The 18,381-nt window shown below is 70.7% G+C and carries 21 protein-coding genes; 16 read left to right on the top strand and 5 right to left on the bottom strand.

The annotated features are described in order from the left end of the window. Window positions 1-3: 3 nt before the first annotated feature. Together AC1DTW_RS24640 and AC1DTW_RS24635 are read left to right on the top strand one after the other, a co-directional pair. Window positions 4-351, top strand: coding sequence for a hypothetical protein (locus AC1DTW_RS24640; protein WP_477984042.1), 348 nt, complete (start codon window positions 4-6; stop codon window positions 349-351). A gap of 163 nt (window positions 352-514) precedes the next feature. Beyond that, window positions 515-982, top strand: coding sequence for a glycine zipper 2TM domain-containing protein (locus AC1DTW_RS24635; protein WP_477984041.1), 468 nt, complete (start codon window positions 515-517; stop codon window positions 980-982). Between the two features lie 9 nt (window positions 983-991). Here AC1DTW_RS24635 and AC1DTW_RS24630 read toward each other — a convergent pair whose 3' ends face one another. The 4 genes from AC1DTW_RS24630 to AC1DTW_RS24615 form a co-directional block, all read right to left on the bottom strand. Next, a complete protein-coding gene (locus tag AC1DTW_RS24630; RefSeq protein WP_477984040.1) occupies window positions 992-1,297 on the bottom strand; it encodes a 2TM domain-containing protein in 306 nt (101 codons plus the stop codon). A 119-nt stretch (window positions 1,298-1,416) separates the two neighbouring features. After that, window positions 1,417-2,244 carry a LytR/AlgR family response regulator transcription factor gene (locus AC1DTW_RS24625; protein WP_477984039.1) on the bottom strand — a complete coding sequence of 276 codons (828 nt, stop codon included), beginning with the start codon at window positions 2,242-2,244 and terminating at the stop codon, window positions 1,417-1,419. Continuing rightward, window positions 2,241-3,362 carry a sensor histidine kinase gene (locus AC1DTW_RS24620; RefSeq protein WP_477984038.1) on the bottom strand — a complete coding sequence of 374 codons (1,122 nt, stop codon included), beginning with the start codon at window positions 3,360-3,362 and terminating at the stop codon, window positions 2,241-2,243. Before AC1DTW_RS24620 ends, AC1DTW_RS24625 begins: the two co-directional genes overlap by 4 nt. 11 nt (window positions 3,363-3,373) lie before the next feature. Then, window positions 3,374-3,919 (bottom strand): DUF6622 family protein, encoded by a 546-nt coding sequence (locus AC1DTW_RS24615; protein WP_477984037.1) that lies wholly within the window; start codon window positions 3,917-3,919, stop codon window positions 3,374-3,376. A 153-nt stretch (window positions 3,920-4,072) separates the two neighbouring features. On the opposite strand from AC1DTW_RS24615, the gene AC1DTW_RS24610 reads away from it, so the two are divergent. The 6 genes from AC1DTW_RS24610 to AC1DTW_RS24585 are packed head-to-tail and all read left to right on the top strand — an operon-like array spanning window position 4,073 to window position 9,623. Then, window positions 4,073-4,903: an SDR family NAD(P)-dependent oxidoreductase gene (locus AC1DTW_RS24610; RefSeq protein WP_477984036.1), complete on the top strand. Its 831-nt coding sequence runs from the start codon at window positions 4,073-4,075 to the stop codon at window positions 4,901-4,903. Window positions 4,904-4,927: 24 nt separating this feature from the next. Further along, window positions 4,928-6,712: a M14 family metallopeptidase gene (locus AC1DTW_RS24605; protein WP_477984035.1), complete on the top strand. Its 1,785-nt coding sequence runs from the start codon at window positions 4,928-4,930 to the stop codon at window positions 6,710-6,712. Between the two features lie 43 nt (window positions 6,713-6,755). After that, window positions 6,756-7,640 carry a cytochrome b/b6 domain-containing protein gene (locus AC1DTW_RS24600; protein WP_477984034.1) on the top strand — a complete coding sequence of 295 codons (885 nt, stop codon included), beginning with the start codon at window positions 6,756-6,758 and terminating at the stop codon, window positions 7,638-7,640. Then, window positions 7,637-8,443: a molybdopterin-binding protein gene (locus AC1DTW_RS24595; RefSeq protein ID WP_477984033.1), complete on the top strand. Its 807-nt coding sequence runs from the start codon at window positions 7,637-7,639 to the stop codon at window positions 8,441-8,443. Before AC1DTW_RS24600 ends, AC1DTW_RS24595 begins: the two co-directional genes overlap by 4 nt. Window positions 8,444-8,467: 24 nt before the next feature. After that, window positions 8,468-8,863 (top strand): thioredoxin family protein, encoded by a 396-nt coding sequence (locus AC1DTW_RS24590; protein ID WP_477984032.1) that lies wholly within the window; start codon window positions 8,468-8,470, stop codon window positions 8,861-8,863. A gap of 31 nt (window positions 8,864-8,894) precedes the next feature. Continuing rightward, a complete protein-coding gene (locus AC1DTW_RS24585) occupies window positions 8,895-9,623 on the top strand; it encodes a cytochrome c biogenesis CcdA family protein (protein ID WP_477984031.1) in 729 nt (242 codons plus the stop codon). Window positions 9,624-10,303: 680 nt separating this feature from the next. Here the strand turns inward: AC1DTW_RS24585 and AC1DTW_RS24580 are convergent. Next, window positions 10,304-11,881, bottom strand: a complete 1,578-nt coding sequence (locus tag AC1DTW_RS24580; protein WP_477984030.1) for a helicase HerA-like domain-containing protein — start codon at window positions 11,879-11,881, stop codon at window positions 10,304-10,306. Window positions 11,882-11,989: 108 nt separating this feature from the next. On the opposite strand from AC1DTW_RS24580, the gene AC1DTW_RS24575 reads away from it, so the two are divergent. The 8 genes from AC1DTW_RS24575 to AC1DTW_RS24540 all read left to right on the top strand — a co-directional run bounded on the left by AC1DTW_RS24575 (window position 11,990) and on the right by AC1DTW_RS24540 (window position 18,375). Then, on the top strand, window positions 11,990-12,715 hold the full coding sequence (locus AC1DTW_RS24575; RefSeq protein WP_477984029.1) for a YebC/PmpR family DNA-binding transcriptional regulator: 726 nt from the start codon (window positions 11,990-11,992) through the stop codon (window positions 12,713-12,715). After that, a complete protein-coding gene (purD, locus tag AC1DTW_RS24570; RefSeq protein WP_477984028.1) occupies window positions 12,712-13,998 on the top strand; it encodes a phosphoribosylamine--glycine ligase in 1,287 nt (428 codons plus the stop codon). Before AC1DTW_RS24575 ends, purD begins: the two co-directional genes overlap by 4 nt. Then, window positions 13,995-14,999 carry an oxygen-dependent coproporphyrinogen oxidase gene (hemF, locus tag AC1DTW_RS24565; RefSeq protein ID WP_477984027.1) on the top strand — a complete coding sequence of 335 codons (1,005 nt, stop codon included), beginning with the start codon at window positions 13,995-13,997 and terminating at the stop codon, window positions 14,997-14,999. Before purD ends, hemF begins: the two co-directional genes overlap by 4 nt. Further along, entirely contained in the window at window positions 14,975-15,715 is a 741-nt protein-coding gene (nadD, locus tag AC1DTW_RS24560; protein WP_477984026.1) for a nicotinate-nucleotide adenylyltransferase, read from the top strand. The genes hemF and nadD overlap by 25 nt, the downstream gene beginning before the upstream one ends. Continuing rightward, entirely contained in the window at window positions 15,702-16,406 is a 705-nt protein-coding gene (gene rsfS, locus AC1DTW_RS24555) for a ribosome silencing factor (protein WP_477984025.1), read from the top strand. The genes nadD and rsfS overlap by 14 nt, the downstream gene beginning before the upstream one ends. A gap of 70 nt (window positions 16,407-16,476) precedes the next feature. Next, window positions 16,477-16,944 (top strand): 23S rRNA (pseudouridine(1915)-N(3))-methyltransferase RlmH, encoded by a 468-nt coding sequence (rlmH, locus tag AC1DTW_RS24550; RefSeq protein ID WP_477984024.1) that lies wholly within the window; start codon window positions 16,477-16,479, stop codon window positions 16,942-16,944. A gap of 52 nt (window positions 16,945-16,996) precedes the next feature. Next, window positions 16,997-17,620, top strand: coding sequence for a Maf family protein (locus AC1DTW_RS24545; protein ID WP_477984023.1), 624 nt, complete (start codon window positions 16,997-16,999; stop codon window positions 17,618-17,620). Beyond that, entirely contained in the window at window positions 17,620-18,375 is a 756-nt protein-coding gene (locus tag AC1DTW_RS24540; protein ID WP_477984022.1) for a class I SAM-dependent DNA methyltransferase, read from the top strand. The genes AC1DTW_RS24545 and AC1DTW_RS24540 overlap by 1 nt, the downstream gene beginning before the upstream one ends. Window positions 18,376-18,381 lie beyond the last annotated feature (6 nt).

Raw genomic sequence — 18,381 nt, 5'->3', positions numbered from 1 at the left:
CAGATGATCAAGTCCGTCGTTCTTGCGTTGGTCACCAGCACCGCCGCGCTGGGCGCAACGAGCGCCCATGCCGGTGGGGTTTCATGGTCGGTCGGCATCAACACCCCGGTCGTCGGCACGGTGATCTCGAACCAGCCGGCCTACTACGACCCGGGCTACGGGGTCTATGCGCCGGTGCCGGTGTATGCGCCGGCTCGCGTCTACGCGCCGCCGCCGGTCGCCTACTACCCGGCGCCGGTCGTCTACCAACGGCCGGTGCCGGTGCTGTATCCACGCTACTACGGGTACGGGTATGGCGGCCATCCCGGCTGGCACCACGGTCACCGCCACTGGCACGGCGGCTACCGCTGAAACGTCGCTGTGGGCGGATGACTACGGCGCGGGGGCGTCCCGCCCCACGCGCCGGCGCGGGCTGCGCCGATGGGTCGCAGGCGCCGCGGGTAAAAGAATGATTCACGAGGCCGGGCGCGGCGATGCTGCGCCGGTATCGACATTGACTTGAAGGAGTTCCGCCATGTCCACACGCCATCTTTCAACCCTCGCCGCTCTCTCGACGCTCGCGTTCCTGACCGCCTGTGTCGCGCCGCCGCGCGAGCAGCGCGTGGTCTACACCCAGCAGCCGGTCGGGCGCTACGCGGCGCCCGTTTACGCGGAATACGGCCGGGTCGAGAACATCGGCTACATCCAGGTTTCGCAGCGCCCGAGCGGTGCCGGTGCCGTGCTCGGCGCGGTGATCGGTGGCGTGATCGGCAACCAGTTCGGCGCTGGCACGGGTCGCGCCCTGGCGACCGGTGCCGGCGCGATCGGCGGTGCGGTGGCCGGCAATGCGATCGAAGGCCGCCAGCGCCGCGACGACGAGGTCTATCGCGTGCAGGTGCGCTTCGACAACGGCAGCGTGCGCGACTTCGACTTCATGCGCATCGACGATCTGCGCATCGGCGACCGCGTCAAGTTCGAGGACGGGCAGCTGCACCGCCTCTGATCCGCGGCTTCAGCCTTCGCGCCGACGCAGCTGTTCGATCTCGCGCTGCAGCATGCTGCGGCGCAGGCCTTCGCCTTGCAGGCCGATGAAGGTGACGAGGCCGTGGATCGCCAGGCCCAGGCTCCAGCCCATCAGCGGGAAGCGGGCCCAGTGCGGCTCGCCGGTCAGTGCGTTGATCGCGAAGAGGCCGAGGTTGACGAGCACGAACACCAGCGCATGCAGGTAGAAGCCGACCTTGCGGCCGACGCGGCGGCGGGCACGGGCTTCGAGGCTGGTCGTCGATTCGGGCGTTTCAGTGGTTCGCATGGTTCGCATGGTTCGCTCCGGTGGGTCAGTGAGCGAATCCTCGATCCGGCCGGCTCGCCGCGGTGCGCTGCGGCGACGAAACGACGAGGCAGGCGACGAAACCGTCGCCGCGCGGCGCGAGCCGCACCTCACATCGCCTTGAACAGGTGCGCGTAGAGCCGGCTCGCGACGAGCTTGTCGGCGTGGCCGCGCAGCGTGATGTGCACCTTGCCCGACTCGTCGCGCAGCGCGGTCGCGATCGCGTCGGCGCGCACGACGGTGCCGCGGTGGATCTGCCAGAAGCGCTCGCCGTCGAGTTGCGGCAGGAGTTCGCGCAGCGAGGTGCGGATCAGGTACTCGCGCTCGGCGGTGATGACGCGCACGTACTTGTCGGCGGCCTCGAAGTACAGCACGTCGCCGACCGGCACCATGTGGATCGCGGCGCCGACGCTGGCCTGGATCACGCCGAGCCGCTGCGGCGCCGCGCCCACCCCGCCGTTGGCGCGGGCCGCGAGGTCCGGCGCGGTGAGCAGCTGGCGCAGCTGCGCGAGCGTCGCGTCGAGCGCGGCCGCGGGCGCAGCGGACTCGGCGCGGGTCTTCAACGCCGCCTGCACGCGTGCGCAGGTCTGCGCGAGGCGATCGGGCTGCACCGGCTTCAGCACGTAGTCGACCGCGGCGCGCTCGAAGGCCTGCAGCGCGTACTGATCGTAGGCGGTCACGAACACGATCAGCGGCGGCGCGCCGCCCTCGGGCCAGTCCTCGGTCAGCGCCTGCGCGGCCTCGAGGCCGTTCATGCCGGGCATGCGGATGTCGAGGAAGACCACGTCGGGCTTCAGCGCCAGCGCATGCTCGACCGCGGCCGCGCCATGGCCGACGTTCGCGATGATTCGCAGCTCGGGCCAGAGCCGCGCCAGCTCGGCCTGCAGGTTCGCGGCGAGCAGCGGTTCGTCTTCGGCGATCAGGGCACTCGGGGTCATGACATCGCGGGCGGGGTGGCGATCGGCAATCGGAGGATCGCGAGCGTACCGCCTTCGGCGTCGCCGGCATCGGTCAGCGTCAGCGACGCGCGCGTCCCATACAGCGCGGCCAGGCGTTCGCGCACCTGCACCAGGCCGAACTTCGTGCCCGCGACGGACGCATCCGACAAGCCCGTGCCGGTGTCGCGCACGCGCAGCACGAGCTCGTCGCCTTCACGCGCCGCACCGACATCGATCCGGCCACCGGCGACGGCCGGCTCCAGCCCGTGCTTGATGCAGTTCTCGACCAGCGGCTGCAGCAGCAGCGGCGGCACCGGCAGGTCGGCCAGCACGTCGGGCAGTTCGAAGCGGGTCTGCAGCCGCTCGCCCATGCGGACCTGCATCAGCGCGAGGTAATCGGCGAGCCGCGCGAACTCGGCGCGCAGCGGGTGCTGCGCAGCGCGCGAACCGGCGAGGGTCGCGCGCAGGAACGCGATCAGCTGATCGAGCATCGCCTGCGCACGCGCCGGGTCGATGCCGATCAACACGCGCAGGTTCGCCAGCGTGTTGAACAGCATGTGCGGCTCGAGCTGCGACTCGAGCAGCTTCAGCTGGTGCTCGGCCGCCAGGCGCTGCGCGGCGAGCACCGCGGCCTCTTTCGCGGCGATCGTCTCGCGCGAGTGGAACCAGTAGGTGATCACGGTGCCCGGCACCAGCGAGCCGATCAGCAGCGCGAGCATCTGGCGCCAGCTGCCGCGGAAGTAGCCGGCGAAATGGCGGCCCAGGATCAGACTCGCGATCTCGTTGCCGACGCTGAAGCCGACCACGGAGCCGACGACGATCGCGACCAGCATCAGCGGCCAGCCGGGCCAGTGGCTTGCGGCCTCCGGCGAGCCGGCCGGGTCGTTGCGGTGCGCCCACTTCGCCAGCGGGATGCGGCCGAGGTCGATCATGAACCAGCACATCGTCGCGATGCACACCGACTGCACCAGGTTCGGCCAGAACGGCGTGCCGAAGCCGCCGGTCAGCAGCAGCGCGATCACGACGCCGAAGGCCATGCTGCGCAGCCCGCGCACCAGGAAGCGCTCGCGGCGGTGCGCGACGACGAGCGTTTCGGCGATCGGCGGCGAATGAGACATGCGCGATTGTCTCAGGCGGTCTGCAGGCCGGCCGGGCGTCGCGCGAGACTGCGCAGCGCGATCCCGCGCGCCAGGAACAGCCCGCTGAAGCCGCCGTAGGCGAGGCTGCACAGCCCCGCGAAGACCGCATCGGCGGCGCGCGCCGGATGCATCGCGAGCTGGACGCCGACGAAGTACTTCACCGCGAACAGCCCGACGATCAGCGCCAGCGGCACCCAGCTGCCCGGCACGTGCAGCGTCGCGGTCTGCGCCGACCAGGTCGCGCCGCGCGCCGAGACGATCTGGCGCCCGAACGCCAGCGCCGCGCCGACCCCGGCGGCCCAGCCGCCGAGCGCGACGGGGAAGTGACCGAACGCGCTGAACACGCCTGACAGCGACAGCGCGATCATCACCAGCGGCAGGATCGTGACCCGCAAGAGGCTCATCTTCCGATCGCGGGTCTGCCACAGGCCGAACGCGATCAGCACGCTGAGCAAAACCCAGACCCATGTGGGGGTGTGTTGGACGATCGCGATGAACATGATGGAACTCCTTGAAGCGAAATGACGGGGCGCCATGCGCCGATGCCCCGCACTGTGCCGAGCGGCCCGCCGGCCGGCCACGGCCCTGCGACGAAGCGGCCGCAGGTGGCGCGAAACGCCGGTCCGCGGCCGCGAGCTGCCTGCTGCAAAATGGCTCGACACGACCGAGCCCGACCGGGAGGCAAGCCGATGACCGCCGCAGCCGAGACCGCCAGCACCCATCCCCACGCCGCCTCCGAAGCCCGCCGCACGCCAATGCCGCTGGCGGCGGTCGCCGGGGCGCGATTCAACAGCCTGCGCGGGCAGGGCGTGATCGTCACCGGCGGCGCCGGCGGCATCGGCGCCGACATCGTGCGCGGCTTCGCGGCGCAAGGCTGCGCGGTCGGCTTCCTCGACCGCGACGAGGCGGCCGGTCTCGAACTCGCGGCGAGCCTGCCGAACGCGCATTTCCAGGCCTGCGACGTGACCCAGGTGCCGGCGCTGCAGGCGGCGATGGCGACCCTGATCGCGCGGCTCGGCGGCGTCGACGTGCTCGTCAACAACGTCGCCAACGACGAGCGCCACGCGATCGAAGCGGTCACCCCGGAGTTCTTCGACGACCGAATCGCCGTCAACCTGCGGCCGCACTTCTTCGCGACGCAGGCGGTGATCGGCCCGATGCGCGAGCGCGGCGGCGGCGCGATCGTCAATCTCGGTTCGGTCAGCTGGAAGAACAAGACGCCGGGGCTGTCGGTCTACGCGACCGCCAAGGCGGCGATGCTCGGCTTCACGCGCAGCCTCGCACGCGAGCTGGGGCGCGACGGCATCCGCGTCAACTGCGTGGTTCCCGGATGGGTCATGACGCAGCGCCAGATCGAGCGCTGGCTCGATGCCGCCGGCGAGCGCGAGATCGAGCGCAACCAGTGCCTGCCCGGCCGCATCGTCGGCACCGACATCGCGCAGATGGTGATGTTCCTGGCCGCCGACACCGCGCGGATGATCACCGCGCAGGAGTTCGTCGTCGATGCCGGCTGGTCCTGAACCGAGGCCATGCCGGAGCGCTGCATGAACAACGAAAGGAACGGATTGACGCGGCTCGCCCGCCAATGGCCGCTCGCGCTCACGGCCGCAGCGCTGTGGGCCTGCAGCAGCAGCGTGCCGCTGACGCCATGGCGGCCGGTGCCGCCGCCCGAACCGCCGGCCACGGCGGCACCGATCGCGCCCGCGCAGGCAACGGCGCCGGCGCCGGCCGCGATACCGGTGCCGGCCGCGCCGGCCTCGGCCGCGTCGGCACCGGCCGAAAGCGCCGCGGTCGCTGCGCGCTTTCCCGATCCGCCGGTCGGCTACCGCACGCCGGCGTTCGAGCCCGGCCATGCCGGTTTCACCAGCAACGCCGAGTTGCGCACGCTGCTGCACGGCCTGGTGCGCGACGGCGACGGCCGCGCCGGCTCGACGACGGTGACGCTGCAGCAGGTCGGCAGCTCGCAGACTGGCGTGCCGCTGGAGGCGCTGCACTTCAGCCGCGCGCCGGTCCCGCTGGCCTCGAGCGGCGCCACCGTGCGGCCGGCGCGCCCGACCGTGCTGCTGATCGGCCAGCAGCATGGCGACGAACCGGCCGGCTGCGAGGCGCTGATCGCGATCGCGCAGGAACTCGCCGGCGACGGCCGGCTCGCGGCGGTGCTCGAGCGCATCGACGTCGTGATCCTGGCGCGGGCGAACCCCGACGGCGCGGCCGCCGGCAAGCGCGTCACCGCCAGCGGCATCGACGCGAACCGCGATCACCTGCTGCTGCGCACACCCGAGGCCCAGGCGCAGGCGCAGCTCGTGCGCGAGTTCAACCCGGCGGTGGTCGTCGACGCGCACGAGTTCTCGGTGCTCGGCCGCTACGTCGAGAAGTTCGGCGCGGTGCAGCGCTTCGATGCGCTGATCCAGTACGCGATGACGGCGAACCTGCCCGAGTTCGTCGCGAAAGCCTCGGAGGAGTGGTTCCGCCAGCCGATGCTGCGAAGCCTGAATGCCCAGCGGCTGAGCCACGAGTGGTACTACACGACCTCGACCGACATCGCCGACAAGAAAGTCTCGATGGGCGGCGTGCAACCCGACACCGGGCGCAACGTCAACGGCCTGCGCAACGGCATCAGCTTCCTGATCGAGACCCGCGGCGTCGGGCTCGGGCCTGCGCATCTCGCACGCCGCGTCCACACCCAGGTGACCGCGATCGCCAGCGTGCTGCAAAGTGCGGCCGCGCGCGCCGACGACCTGCTGAAATTGCGCCGCTTCGTCGATGCCGAGGTCGCCGCGAAGGCCTGCCAGGGCGAAGTCATCGTCGAGGCCGCGGCGACGCCGAGCGAATACAACCTGCAGATGCTCGACCCGCAGACAGGCGCCGACAAGACGGTCAACGTCGCGTGGGATTCGGCGCTCGAGCTGACGACCGTGAAGCGCCGCGCACGCCCGTGCGGATACTGGCTCGGCGCCGACCAGGCCGATGCGGCGCTGCGCCTGCGCGCGCTCGGCGTGCAGGTGCAGCGGCTCGACGAGCCGGGCGCGCTGCGCGGTGAGACCTACACCGAGCTCGCGCGCGATCTCGCGCCGCGCCGCGACGTGCGCGGCAGCATCGCCGACGCCGGCGGCGCGCTGCGCATCCAGGTCGACCTGGTGCCCGCGCTGCTCGACGTGCGCAGCGGCAGCTACTACATCGGCCTCGACCAGCCGCTCGCGAACCTCGTGGTCGCCGCGATGGAGCCCGACACGCAGAGCGGCTTCATTGCGAACCGCATCGTCTCGGACCTGAAGTCGCAGGCGCGCGTGCTGCAGCGACCCGAGGTCAAGATGACGCCGATGCCATGAGCGCAGCCTGTAAGGACCGCGCTCGACCGCCGACTGACTCGCGATGAACCCGCCCGCCGCCCCGTCGCCTGCCCTGCGCGAGACCGCACCGACCGAAGCGCCGGCCGCGCGCGCGGCGGCGCGCCGCATCTATCGCCACCGCCTGCCGGTGCGCCTGATGCACTGGATCAACGTCGTCTGCCTGACGATCCTGCTGATGAGCGGCCTGACGATCTTCAACGCGCACCCGGCGCTCTACTGGGGCCGCGATTCGCACTTCGCCGATCCGTGGCTCTCGATCGGCGCGCTGAGGGCGCCGAACGGCGCCATCCGCGGCGTCACGACGATCGCCGGCCAGCGCTTCGCGACCGACGGCGTGCTCGGCGCGTCGAAGGTCGGCGATGCGAGCACGCCGACCGCGCGCGCGTTCCCGTCGTGGGCCACGATCCCGGGGCCGCAGTGGCTGTCGATGGGCCGGCACTGGCACTTCTTCTTCGCCTGGCTGTTCGTGGTCAACGGCATCGCCTACGTGCTGTATGCGCTGTTCAGCGGCCACCTGAAGCGCGACCTGCTGCCCACGCGCGAAGAACTGCGCCACATCGGCCGCTCGATCAAGGACCACCTGCTGCTGCGCCACCCCGAAGGCGCGGCGGCGCAGCGCTACAACGTGCTGCAGAACATCGCCTACCTGGTCGTGATCTTCGGGCTGCTGCCGCTGGTGATCGTCGCCGGGCTGGCGATGTCGCCGCGGCTCGATGCGGTGTTCACCGGCTGGGTCGACCTGCTCGGCGGGCGCCAGTCGGCGCGCAGCCTGCATTTCCTTGCGGCGACCGGGTTGCTGCTGTTCGTGCTCGTGCACCTGTTCGAGGTGCTGATCAACGGCGCGTGGAACCAGATCCGCTCGATGCTGACCGGCTGGTACACCGTGCCGAAGGAGAAGAAGCCATGACCCGCAAACCGATCTCGAGCGGTCGCCGCGTGCCGCCGAGCCGCCGCAGCGTGCTGCGCGCCGCGCTCGCATCGGTCGGTGCTGTGTCGCTGGCCGGCTGCGATCGGCTGTCGAACAACCGGGCCTTCGTCGACGTGCTGAAGAGCGCGCAGGACCTCAGCCATGGCGCGCAGCGCCTGGTCGCCGGCCGCAAGGCGCTCGCACAGGAGTTCAGCCAGGCCGATGTCGCCGCGCATTTCAAGGCCAACGGCACGCTGGTCCCGGTCGACGCCGACTACCAGGCGCTGATGCGCGGCGGCTTCAAGGACTGGAAGCTGCAGGTCGACGGCCTGGTCGAGCACCCGGCCGCTTTCACGCTCGACGAGCTGCGCGCGATGCCTTCGCGCACCCAGATCACGCGCCACGATTGCGTCGAAGGCTGGAGCGTCATCGGCAAGTGGAAGGGCGTTCAGCTGAGCCACCTGCTGGAACAGGTCAAGCCGCTGCAGAACGCGAAGTTCGTCGTGTTCCGCTGCGCCGATTCGATGGAGCGGCCGGTCGCCGGCGTCGACTCGACCTACTACGAAAGCGTCGACATGGACGACGCGTACCACGTGCAGACGGTGCTCGCGTACGAGCTCAACGACCAGCCGCTGCCGGTCAACAACGGCGCGCCGCTGCGCGCCCGCATCGAGCGCCAGCTCGGCTACAAGCACGCGAAATACCTGATGCGGATCGAGCTCGTCGAGCGCCTCGACACCCTCCGCGGCGGTGCGGGCGGATACTGGGAAGACAACGGCTACGAGTGGTACGCCGGCATCTGATCCCTTGCTTCGGGAGTGCTCGCCATGTTCAGCACGTTCAAGCTGCTTCGATCATTGACTGTGGCGCTGGCCCTGGGCCTCGCGGCATTCGCGGCCGCCGCCGGCGAGCTGCCGTTCGACAAGGCGAAGTTCGATGCCGCGCTCGCGCAGGGCAGGCCGGTGATCGTCGACTTCTGGGCCAGCTGGTGCCCGACCTGCAAGCAGCAGAAGCCGATCGTGCACGAGCTGCTGCAGCAGAAGAAGCTGCAGCCGGTGACGTTCTTCGTCGCCGACTTCGATGCCGAAGAGGCGCTGAAGAAGCGCCTCGGCGTCACGATGCAGAGCACCTTCGTCGTCTTCAAGGGCGGCAAGGAAGTCGCTCGCGCAACCGGGCAGACGCGGAGGGCAGAGATCTCGGCCTTGTTCGACAAGGCCCTCTGAGCGGGATCGTGCGCTCGGGTTCGGGGCCGTGATGGACTTCGGCCTCGCGACCTTCGCGCTCGGCTACCTGGCCGGTGCGCTGTCCACGCTCTCGCCCTGCGTGCTGCCGCTGCTGCCGATCCTGATCGCGACGGCGCTCGCGCGGCATCGCTTCGGGCCGCTCGCACTTGGCGTCGGCCTGGCGCTGTCGTTCATGCTGGTCGGCACCTTCATTGCGGCGCTCGGTGCGTCGATCGGGCTCGATGCGGCGCTGCTGCGCCGGGTCGCGGCGCTGCTGCTGGTGGCGTTCGGCGTGGTGCTGCTCGTGCCGGCGCTGCAGGCACGCCTGGCGCGCGCGACCGGCGGGCTCGGCGCCTCGGGCGGCGCGCTGGTCGCACGCGTTCCTGGCCGCGGCTGGCCCGGCCAGTTCGCGGTCGGGCTCGGGCTCGGGCTGGTCTGGAGCCCGTGCGTCGGGCCGACGCTCGGCGCGGCGACGACGCTCGCGTCGCAAGGCCGCGACCTCGGCCAGATCGCGCTGCTGATGCTGCTGTTCGGCCTGGGCGCCGCGACGCCGCTGCTCGCGATCGGCATGCTGTCGCGTGAGGCGATCGCGCGTGCACGCGATCGCTGGCGGGTGTTCGGCGAGCGCGGCCGCTGGCTGCTCGGCGCGGTGCTGGTCGCGATCGGCCTGGCGGTGCTGAGCGGCGTCGACAAGCGCTTCGAAACCTGGGCCGTCGATCACTCGCCGGACTGGCTGACCGAGTTGACGACGCGCTTCTGATGGCCGGCCTTCGCCGGGGTTCCATTGGTTGCCCCACCGCGCTTCTCGCGACCCGCGACGCATGAAGTGCCGCTGTAGCTTTGGATCTCCGATCGCGGACCATTGCGGTTGTTCGCCCACAGCTTGCGACGCTCGGTGTGTCGCGGCAGGCGGTACCCGGCGCGGGCTCATGCTGTGGCGGTCGGTGCTGCGCACCGACTGCACTGCGCTGCTCGGTCCGGGGTCGCGCCGCCGAACTCACTGCGCTCACTTCGTTCGCTGCGTTCAGACAGCCGCGGCGAGTCAGACCACGAAGCACGCGCTGCGCGCGTGCCGACCCCGGCCCTGCGCTGCTCGTCGCCACAGAAATCGCCCGCACCGGGTACCGCCTGCCGCGAAGCCCACCCTCAGCGGCGTTTCGGTCTGACGCCGCCACCGTGCCTGCAAAGGCGAGAGCGGCCGGGCCGGCGAGGGCATGAAGAAGCCAGCGCCGAGCAGCGCAGCGCAGCAGGGTCGGGCCGCTTGCGGCCCAAGTCCGCATGTTTGAGGTCCTGTACCCAGGGCCGAGTTTGCGGACTTGCCCTGCGTAGCGAGCAGCGCAGGGCACCCCCGACGCAGTCGGGGGCGCGGCTTCAGCCCTCGCCGGCCCGGCCGCTCTCGCCTTTGCCGCTCCAACGACCGACCGGGACAGGCCGCAAACGTCAGCGTCTGCGGCTGCCGCCGCCGAGGATGCTGCCGAGCACGCCGCGGATGATCTCGCGGCCGACGCTCGAGCCGATCGAGCGCACCGCCGAGCGCGCGGCCGCCTCGGCCAGACCCTCGTGCTTGCCGCCGCGCGGGCCGGTGCTGCCGAACAGCACGTCCTTCAGGCCGCCGAGCAGGCCGCCGCCGGCGTTCGCGTCGGCGCTCGGGCCGCCGGGCAGGCTCGCGGTGCCGGTCGGCGGGATCGTCGGTGCCGGGGTCGAGGGTGGCGTGGCGGCGCCGGCGCTCGCGGCCGCGCGGCCTTTCAACCGCTCGTAGGCCGATTCGCGGTCGACCGCCTTCTCGTAGACACCGGCCACCAGCGAGCTCTGGATCAGCGCGGCGCGCTGCGCCGGCGTGATCGGCCCGATCTGGCTGCCCGGCGGGATCACGAAGACGCGCTGCGTCGGGCAAGGCCGACCCTTCTCGTCGAGCAGGCTGACCAGCGCCTCGCCGACCGCGAGTTCGGTGATCGCGGTTTCGATGTCCAGCCCCGGGTTCGCGCGCATCGTGCTCGCCGCCGCCTTCACCGCCTTCTGGTCGCGCGGCGTGAACGCGCGCAGCGCGTGCTGCACGCGGTTGCCGAGCTGCGCGAGCACGGTGTCGGGGATGTCGAGCGGGTTCTGCGTCACGAAGTAGACGCCGACGCCCTTGCTGCGCACCAGCCGCACGACCAGCTCGATGCGCTCGACCAGCGCCTTCGGCGCCTCGTTGAACAGCAGGTGCGCCTCGTCGAAGAAGAACACCAGCTTCGGCTGGTCGAGATCGCCGACCTCGGGCAGCTGCTCGAACAGCTCGGAGAGCATCCACAGCAGGAAGGTCGCGTACAGCCGCGGGCTGTTCATCAGCTGGTCGGCCGCGAGGATGTTGACGACGCCCTTGCCGTCAACCGTCTGCATGAAATCGGCGATGTTCAGCATCGGCTCGCCGAAGAAATGGTCGCCGCCCTGCTGGTCGATCTGCAGGATGCCGCGCTGGATCGCGCCGATGCTGGCGGCGCTGACGTTGCCGTACTCGGTCGTGAACTGGCCGGCGTTGTCGCCGACGTACTGCAGCATCGCGCGCAGGTCTTTCAGGTCGAGCAGCAGCAGGCCGTTGTCGTCGGCGATCTTGAACACGAGCTGCAGCACGCCTTGCTGGATCTCGTTCAGCGCCAGCATGCGCGCGAGCAGCAGCGGGCCCATGTCGCTGACGGTCGCGCGCACCGGGTGGCCCTGGGCGCTTTTGTCGGTCGCGAAGACATCCCACAGGGTCGCGGGGCAGGCGACCGACGGCGAAGGCTCGATGCCGCGCTCCTTCAGCACCGCGGCGAGCTTGGCGCCGACCTGGCCGGCCTGCGAGATGCCGGTCAGGTCGCCCTTCACGTCGGCCAGGAAGACCGGCACGCCGAGGCGGCTGAAGTTCTCGGCCAGGGTTTGCAGCGTGATCGTCTTGCCGGTGCCGGTCGCGCCGGTGATCAGCCCGTGGCGGTTCGCCAGCGCCGGAAGCAGGAAGCACTCCGTCTGCTCGTGTCGGGCGATCAGGATGGGCTCGGCCATGGGTGCTCCAGATGGGGCGCGGGGCGCCAAGTAAAATTGCAGTCTATCGAACAAACACGGCCGCACCGGATTTCGCCGGGCGGCACGTCACCGACAAAAGGGAGCCTCATGGCCGGTCATTCCAAATGGGCCAATATCCAGCACCGCAAGGGCCGCCAGGACGAGAAGCGCGGCAAGGTCTGGACTCGGGTGATTCGTGAGATCACCGTCGCGGCCCGCCAGGGCGGCGGCGATCTGGCGATGAACCCGCGCCTGCGTCTCGCGGTCGAGAAGGCCAAGGCGGCGAACATGCCGGCCGACACCGTCAAGAAGAACATCGACAAGGCCACCGGCAACCTCGAAGGCGTCAGCTACGAGGAGATCCGCTACGAGGGCTACGGCATCGGCGGCGCGGCGATCATCGTCGACTGCATGACCGACAACCGCGTCCGCACGGTCGCCGAAGTGCGCCACGCGTTCAGCAAATACGGCGGCAACATGGGCACCGAAGGCTCGGTCGCGTTCCAGTTCAAGCACGTCGGGCAGTTCGTGTTCGCGCCCGGCACCAGCGAGGACAAGGTGATGGAGGTCGCGCTCGAGGCCGGCGCCGACGATGTGCTGACCGACGACGACGGCGCGATCGAGGTGCTGTGCGCTGCGCCCGAGTTCGAGGCGGTGAAGGCCGCGCTCGAAGCCGCCGGGCTCAAGCCCGAGGTCGCCGAGGTCACGATGCGTGCCGAGAACACGGTGCAGCTGTCGGGCGAGGATGGCCAGCGCATGCAGAAGCTGCTCGACGTGATCGAAGACCTCGACGACGTGCAGGACCTGTACCACAACGCCGAGATTTCGGAATGAAGGTGCTGGTCATCGGCAATGGCGGCCGCGAGCACGCGCTCGCCTGGAAGCTCGCGCAATCGCCCAAGGTCGAGACCGTCTTCGTCGCTCCCGGCAACGGCGGCACAGCGGCCGATCCGAAGCTGACGAACGTCGCGCTCACCGATTTCGCCGCGCTGGCCGATTTCGCGCAGATCGAGAAGGTCGCGCTGACCGTCGTCGGCCCCGAGGGGCCACTGGCCGGCGGCATCGTCGACGTGTTCCGCGCGCGCGGGCTGCGCGTGTTCGGGCCGACGCAGGCGGCCGCGCAGCTCGAGAGCTCGAAGGCCTTCGCGAAGGCCTTCATGCATCGCCACCAGATCCCGACCGCGGCGTTCGCGACCTTCAGCGACGCGGCCGCGGCGCATGCGTACGTCGATGCCCAGGGCGCGCCGATCGTCATCAAGGCCGACGGCCTGGCGGCCGGCAAGGGCGTCGTCGTCGCGATGAGCCTGCCGCAGGCGCACGAGGCGATCCGCTGGATGCTCAGCGCCGACGACAACAAGCTCGGCGTGCAGCACAACGATGGCCAGGCGCGCGTCGTGATCGAGCAGTTCCTCGAAGGCGAAGAGGCCAGCTTCATCGTGCTGTGCGACGGCAAGAACGTCGTCTCGCTCGCGACCAGCCAGGATCACAAGCGCCTGCGCGACGAAGACGAAGGCCCGAACACCGGCGGCATGGGCGCGTATTCGCCGGCGCCGGTCGTCACGCCGAACGTGCATGCGAAGGTGATGCACGAGATCATCCAGCCGACCATCGCCGGCCTTGCGAAGGAGGGCATCGTCTTCACCGGCTTCCTCTACGCCGGCCTGATGATCGACGCGGGCGGCCAGCCGCGCACCGTCGAGTTCAACTGCCGGCTCGGCGACCCGGAGACGCAGCCGATCCTGATGCGCCTGAAGAGCGACCTGTTCGATGTGCTGATGCACGGCGCATCGGGCACGCTCGACAAGGTCGACCTCGAATGGGACCGGCGCGTCGCGCTCGGCGTCGTGATGGCCGCGAGCGGCTACCCGCTGGAGCCGCGCAAGGGCGACCTGGTCACGAACCTGCCGGCCGACGGGGACGACGCGATGGTCTTCCACGCCGGCACCGTGCCGACCGAAGCCGGCCCGGTCACGTCCGGCGGACGCGTGCTCTGCGTGACGGCGCTGGGCGACTCGGTCAAGCTCGCGCAGCAGCGCGCCTACGACCTGCTGCGCGGCATCCACTTCGATGGCGCGCAGTACCGGCGCGACATCGGCTTCCGGGCCATCAAACGTTGAGCGCGAACACGCCAGCAGTCCGCGACTATCTGCTCGACCTGCAGGGCCGCATCGTCTCGGCCATCGAAGCCGAAGACGGCCAGCCGTTCATCACCGATGCATGGCAGCGCGAGCCCGGCGGTCGGATTTCAGCCCCCGAGACGCCTGCGGCGTCGGCCCCCCGGGGGGGCGTGCCCGCCTTGGGGCGGCCCGGCGCCGGGCTGGAGGGCGAGGGCCTGTCGCGCCTGCTCGAGGGCGGCGCGGTGATCGAGCGCGGCGGCTGCAGCTTCTCGCACGTCAAGGGCAGCGTGCTGCCGCCGTCGGCGACGCAGCACCGGCCGGAGCTCGTCGGCGCGCCGTTCGAGGCGCTCGGCGTCTCGCTGGTGTTCCACCCGCGCAACCCGCATGTGCCGACCGTGCACATGAACGTGCGCATGCTCGCGGCGCTGCCTGCCGGCCGCGAGCCGGTCACCTGGTTCGGCGGCGGCATGGACCTGACGCCGTACTACGGCGTCGAGCCCGACGCCGCGCACTTCCACCGCGTCAACCGCGACGCGCTCGCGCCGTTCGGCGCCGACAAGTACCCGCGCTTCAAGCGCTGGTGCGACGAGTACTTCTTCCTGAAGCACCGCAACGAGCCGCGCGGTGTCGGCGGCGTGTTCTTCGACGATTTCGCCGAGGGCGGCTTCGAGCAGAGTTTCGCGCTGCTGCGCGCGGTCGGCGATGCGTTCCTGCCCGCGTACCTGCCGATCCTGCAGCGCCACAAGGACGATGCCTACGGCGCGCGCGAGCGCGAGTTCCAGGCCTATCGGCGTGGCCGCTATGTCGAGTTCAACCTCGTGTCCGACCGCGGCACGCTGTTCGGGCTGCAATCCGGCGGGCGCACCGAGAGCATCCTGATGTCGATGCCGCCGAGCGCGGCGTGGCGCTACGACTGGCACCCCGAGCCCGGCACGCCGGAGGCGCGGCTGTACAGCGACTTCCTGCGTCCGCGGGAGTGGGCCGACTGGGCGCCGACTTGAGCCAGTCCGCGGGCCGAGCGCCGGGCCGCTCCCAAGCCGGCCCGCATCCCCTCGGGGGATCGTCGGACGTAATCGTCCGGCGAGGGGCGGACATCCGTGTCGGCATCTTCGGCGGCAGCTTCGATCCGGTGCACAACGCGCATGTCGCGCTCGCACGTTCGGCGCTCGCCGAGCTGCAGCTCGACGAACTGCTGTGGTTGCCGGCCGGTCAGCCGTGGCAGAAGCAGCGCGTCCTCACGCCGGCGGTGCACCGCGAGGCGATGCTGCGGCTGGCGATCGAAGGCGAGCCGCGCTTCGTGCTGTCGCGCATCGAGATCGAGCGCGGCGGCCCGAGCTACACCGTCGACACGGTGCGCGAGCTGCACGCGCAGCGGCCGGGTGTGCGCTGGTCCCTCGTGATCGGCCAGGATCAGTACGCCGGGTTCCACACCTGGCACGGCTGGCAGGAACTGCTCGGCCTGGTCACGCTGGCGGTGGCGAACCGGGCACCGAACGGGCCCGCTGCGCCGCTCGACGTCGACCCGCAGCTGCTGCGCGTGCCGCACGAGGCGGTCGCATTGCCGATGATGGACGTCTCGTCGACCGACATCCGCCTGCGCATCGCGCGGCGACAGGGCATCGACGATCTGGTCCCCGCTGCGGTGGCGCGCTATATTGCCCGGCACCATCTTTACCAAGACAACCCCCCGCCTCAGGAGCTGAATGGACATTCGTAAACTGCAACGCGTCATCGTCGATGCACTGGAAGACGTCAAGGCCCAGAACATCGTCGTGTTCAACACCGAGCACCTGTCGGCCCTGTTCGAGCGCGTGATCATCGCGTCGGGCACGAGCAACCGGCAGACCAAATCGCTGGCATCCAGCGTGCGCGACGCAGTCAAGCAGGGCGGCTTTCCGGGACCGCGCACCGAAGGCGAGGCGAACGGCGAGTGGATCATCGTCGACTGCGGCGCCGCCGTCGTCCACGTGATGCAGCCGACGATCCGCGAGTACTACCACCTCGAAGAGATCTGGGGCGGCAAGCCGGTCAACATGAAGCTCGCGGTCGCCGCACCGAAGCTGGTGAAGGCGGCCGAACCGGAGGCGCCGGCCAAGAGGGTCGCGGCGAAGAAGGCGGTGGCGAAGAAGGCACCGACGAAGGCGCCGGCCAAGGCACCGGCGAAAGCGCCGGCCAAGGCACCGGCGAAAGCGCCGGCGAAGGCACCGGCGAAGAAGGCCGCTGCAGCCAAGACGACGGCAGCGCGCAAGGCGCCGGCGAAGAAGCCTGCGCCGCCGCCAGGCAAGATCGTCACCCGCGTCGTCGGCGTGAAGAGCGCGGCCGCGAAGAGGCCGGCCGCGGCGAAGAAGGCACCGGCCCGGGCGCCGGCGAAGAAGGTCGCGGCGCGGAAGACTTCCAGCCGCGCATGAGCGCGCCGGGCCGCCCCCAGCGCGAATGGCCCCTCGCGGAGGGGTGGCGCGCAGCGCCCGGGGTGCCCCGTTGAAGCTGCTGGTCGTCGCTGTCGGCCAGCGGCAACCCGCTTGGGCGCAGACGGCCTACGCCGAATTCGAGAAGCGCTTTCCGCCCGAGATGCGGCTCGAGCTGCATGCCGTGAAGGCCGAGGCGCGCGGGCAGAAGACCGCCGAACAGCTGATGGCCGCCGAAGCGGCGCGCTTGCAGGCCGCGCTGCCACGCGGCGTGCGCCGGGTCGTGCTCGACGAGCGCGGCACGCGCGTCACGACCCTGCAGCTCGCCGAGCGCATGAAGGCCTGGTTGCGCGATGGCCGCGATGTCGCGCTGCTGATCGGCGGGCCCGACGGGCTCGACGCGTCGCTGAAGGCGAGCGCGGACGAGACGCTGCGGCTGTCCGAACTCACGTTGCCGCACGCGTTCGTCCGCGTGCTGCTCGCCGAGGCGCTGTACCGCGCATGGACCGTGACGGTCAATCATCCCTATCACCGTGAGTGATTCCGCCCCCAAGACGACTTCGTCGTCGCCCCCCCGAGGGGGAGCGTCCGCCTTGGGGCGGCCCGGCGTCGGACCTCCGTTCGTCTACCTCGCCTCGCAAAGCCCGCGCCGTCGCCAGCTGCTCGACCAGATCGGCGTGCGCTACGAGCTGCTGCTGCCGCGCGACGACGAAGACGCCGAGGCGCTCGAGGCCGAGCGCGCCGGCGAACTGCCGGCCGACTATGCGCTGCGCGTGACGCGCGCGAAGCTGCAGGCGGCGCGCGCGCGGCTGAAGCAGGGCGGCCTGCCGGACGCGCCGATCCTGTGCGCCGACACCACCGTCGCGCTCGGCCGGCGCGTGCTCGGCAAGCCGCGCGACGCGGCCGACGCGATCGCGACGCTGAACCTGCTGTCAGGGCGCACGCACCGCGTGATCAGCGCGATCGTGGTCGGCACGGGCCGCCGCAGCCACAGCGCCGTCAGCAGCTCGCGCGTGCGTTTCGCGGCGATGCCGGCGCACACGATCGAGGCCTATGTCGCGAGCGGCGAGCCGTTCGGCAAGGCCGGTGCGTATGCGATCCAGAGCCATGTCTCGGCCTGGATCGAGCACATCGAGGGCAGCTACTCGGGGATCATGGGTCTGCCGCTGTTCGAGACGGCGCAGCTGCTGCGGCGCGTCGGGATCGACACCCTGTGATGACTGCGTCGTTCTACGATCGGCTCGCTCCGCACTACCACCTGCTCTACGGTGATTGGGAGAGCTCGGTCGCGAGGCAGGGCGCAGCGCTGGCCGGGCTTCTGCGCGAGGCCGGCGTGCCGGCCGGCGAGCCCGTGCTCGACGCGGCCTGCGGCATCGGCACCCAGACCCTCGGCTTGCTTGCGCACGGCTACCGGGTCACGGCCTCCGACATATCGCCGGGCGCCGTCGAGCGGCTCCGGGCCGAGCTCACGCGCCGGTCGCTTCAGGCAAGCACGTACGTCGACGACCTGCGCGCGCTGAGCCACACGCCGCCCGAGACCATGGCCGCCGTCATCGCGTGCGACAACAGCATTCCGCACCTGCTGTCGGATCGGGAGATTCTCGAGGCCTTCCGGAGCTGCTACCGATGCCTTCGGCCCGGCGGCATCGCGGTGTTCTCGGTGCGGGACTACGCCGCGATCGAACGCATCGACCCGGACGTGCGGCCCTACGGCATGCGTCGCGACGGCGGCAACCGCTTCCTTGCGGTGCAGGTCTGGGAATGGGACGGCGATCACTACGACCTGCGCGTCTACCTCACGTCGGAGTCGCCCGAGGGCGTGTGTGAAACGCAGGTGCTGCGCAGCCGCTACTACGCGGTGACGATCGATCGATTGCTCACGCTGCTCGAAGAGGCTGGCTTCGTCGACGCGCAGCGTCGCGACGACGTGCTGTTCCAGCCCGTGCTGTTGGCGCGTCGGCCAGGCTCCTAGGATCGC

It is taken from the genome of Rhizobacter sp. P5_A1, assembly GCF_056400745.1.
The sequence above is the reverse complement of the archived record's forward strand: the minus strand, read 5'-3'. Positions and strand labels throughout refer to the sequence as shown.

Excerpts from the sequence above, each read along its gene's own strand:
- AC1DTW_RS24640 (WP_477984042.1), top strand. The coding sequence starts at position 4 with ATGATCAAGTCCGTCGTTCTTGCGTTGGTCACCAGCACCGCCGCGCTG.
- AC1DTW_RS24635 (WP_477984041.1), top strand. The coding sequence starts at position 515 with ATGTCCACACGCCATCTTTCAACCCTCGCCGCTCTCTCGACGCTCGCG.
- AC1DTW_RS24630 (WP_477984040.1), bottom strand. The coding sequence starts at position 1,297 with ATGCGAACCATGCGAACCACTGAAACGCCCGAATCGACGACCAGCCTC.
- AC1DTW_RS24625 (WP_477984039.1), bottom strand. The coding sequence starts at position 2,244 with ATGACCCCGAGTGCCCTGATCGCCGAAGACGAACCGCTGCTCGCCGCG.
- AC1DTW_RS24620 (WP_477984038.1), bottom strand. The coding sequence starts at position 3,362 with ATGTCTCATTCGCCGCCGATCGCCGAAACGCTCGTCGTCGCGCACCGC.
- AC1DTW_RS24615 (WP_477984037.1), bottom strand. The coding sequence starts at position 3,919 with ATGGCGCCCCGTCATTTCGCTTCAAGGAGTTCCATCATGTTCATCGCG.
- AC1DTW_RS24610 (WP_477984036.1), top strand. The coding sequence starts at position 4,073 with ATGACCGCCGCAGCCGAGACCGCCAGCACCCATCCCCACGCCGCCTCC.
- AC1DTW_RS24605 (WP_477984035.1), top strand. The coding sequence starts at position 4,928 with ATGAACAACGAAAGGAACGGATTGACGCGGCTCGCCCGCCAATGGCCG.
- AC1DTW_RS24600 (WP_477984034.1), top strand. The coding sequence starts at position 6,756 with ATGAACCCGCCCGCCGCCCCGTCGCCTGCCCTGCGCGAGACCGCACCG.
- AC1DTW_RS24595 (WP_477984033.1), top strand. The coding sequence starts at position 7,637 with ATGACCCGCAAACCGATCTCGAGCGGTCGCCGCGTGCCGCCGAGCCGC.
- AC1DTW_RS24590 (WP_477984032.1), top strand. The coding sequence starts at position 8,468 with ATGTTCAGCACGTTCAAGCTGCTTCGATCATTGACTGTGGCGCTGGCC.
- AC1DTW_RS24585 (WP_477984031.1), top strand. The coding sequence starts at position 8,895 with ATGGACTTCGGCCTCGCGACCTTCGCGCTCGGCTACCTGGCCGGTGCG.
- AC1DTW_RS24580 (WP_477984030.1), bottom strand. The coding sequence starts at position 11,881 with ATGGCCGAGCCCATCCTGATCGCCCGACACGAGCAGACGGAGTGCTTC.
- AC1DTW_RS24575 (WP_477984029.1), top strand. The coding sequence starts at position 11,990 with ATGGCCGGTCATTCCAAATGGGCCAATATCCAGCACCGCAAGGGCCGC.
- purD (WP_477984028.1), top strand. The coding sequence starts at position 12,712 with ATGAAGGTGCTGGTCATCGGCAATGGCGGCCGCGAGCACGCGCTCGCC.
- rsfS (WP_477984025.1), top strand. The coding sequence starts at position 15,702 with ATGGACATTCGTAAACTGCAACGCGTCATCGTCGATGCACTGGAAGAC.
- AC1DTW_RS24540 (WP_477984022.1), top strand. The coding sequence starts at position 17,620 with ATGACTGCGTCGTTCTACGATCGGCTCGCTCCGCACTACCACCTGCTC.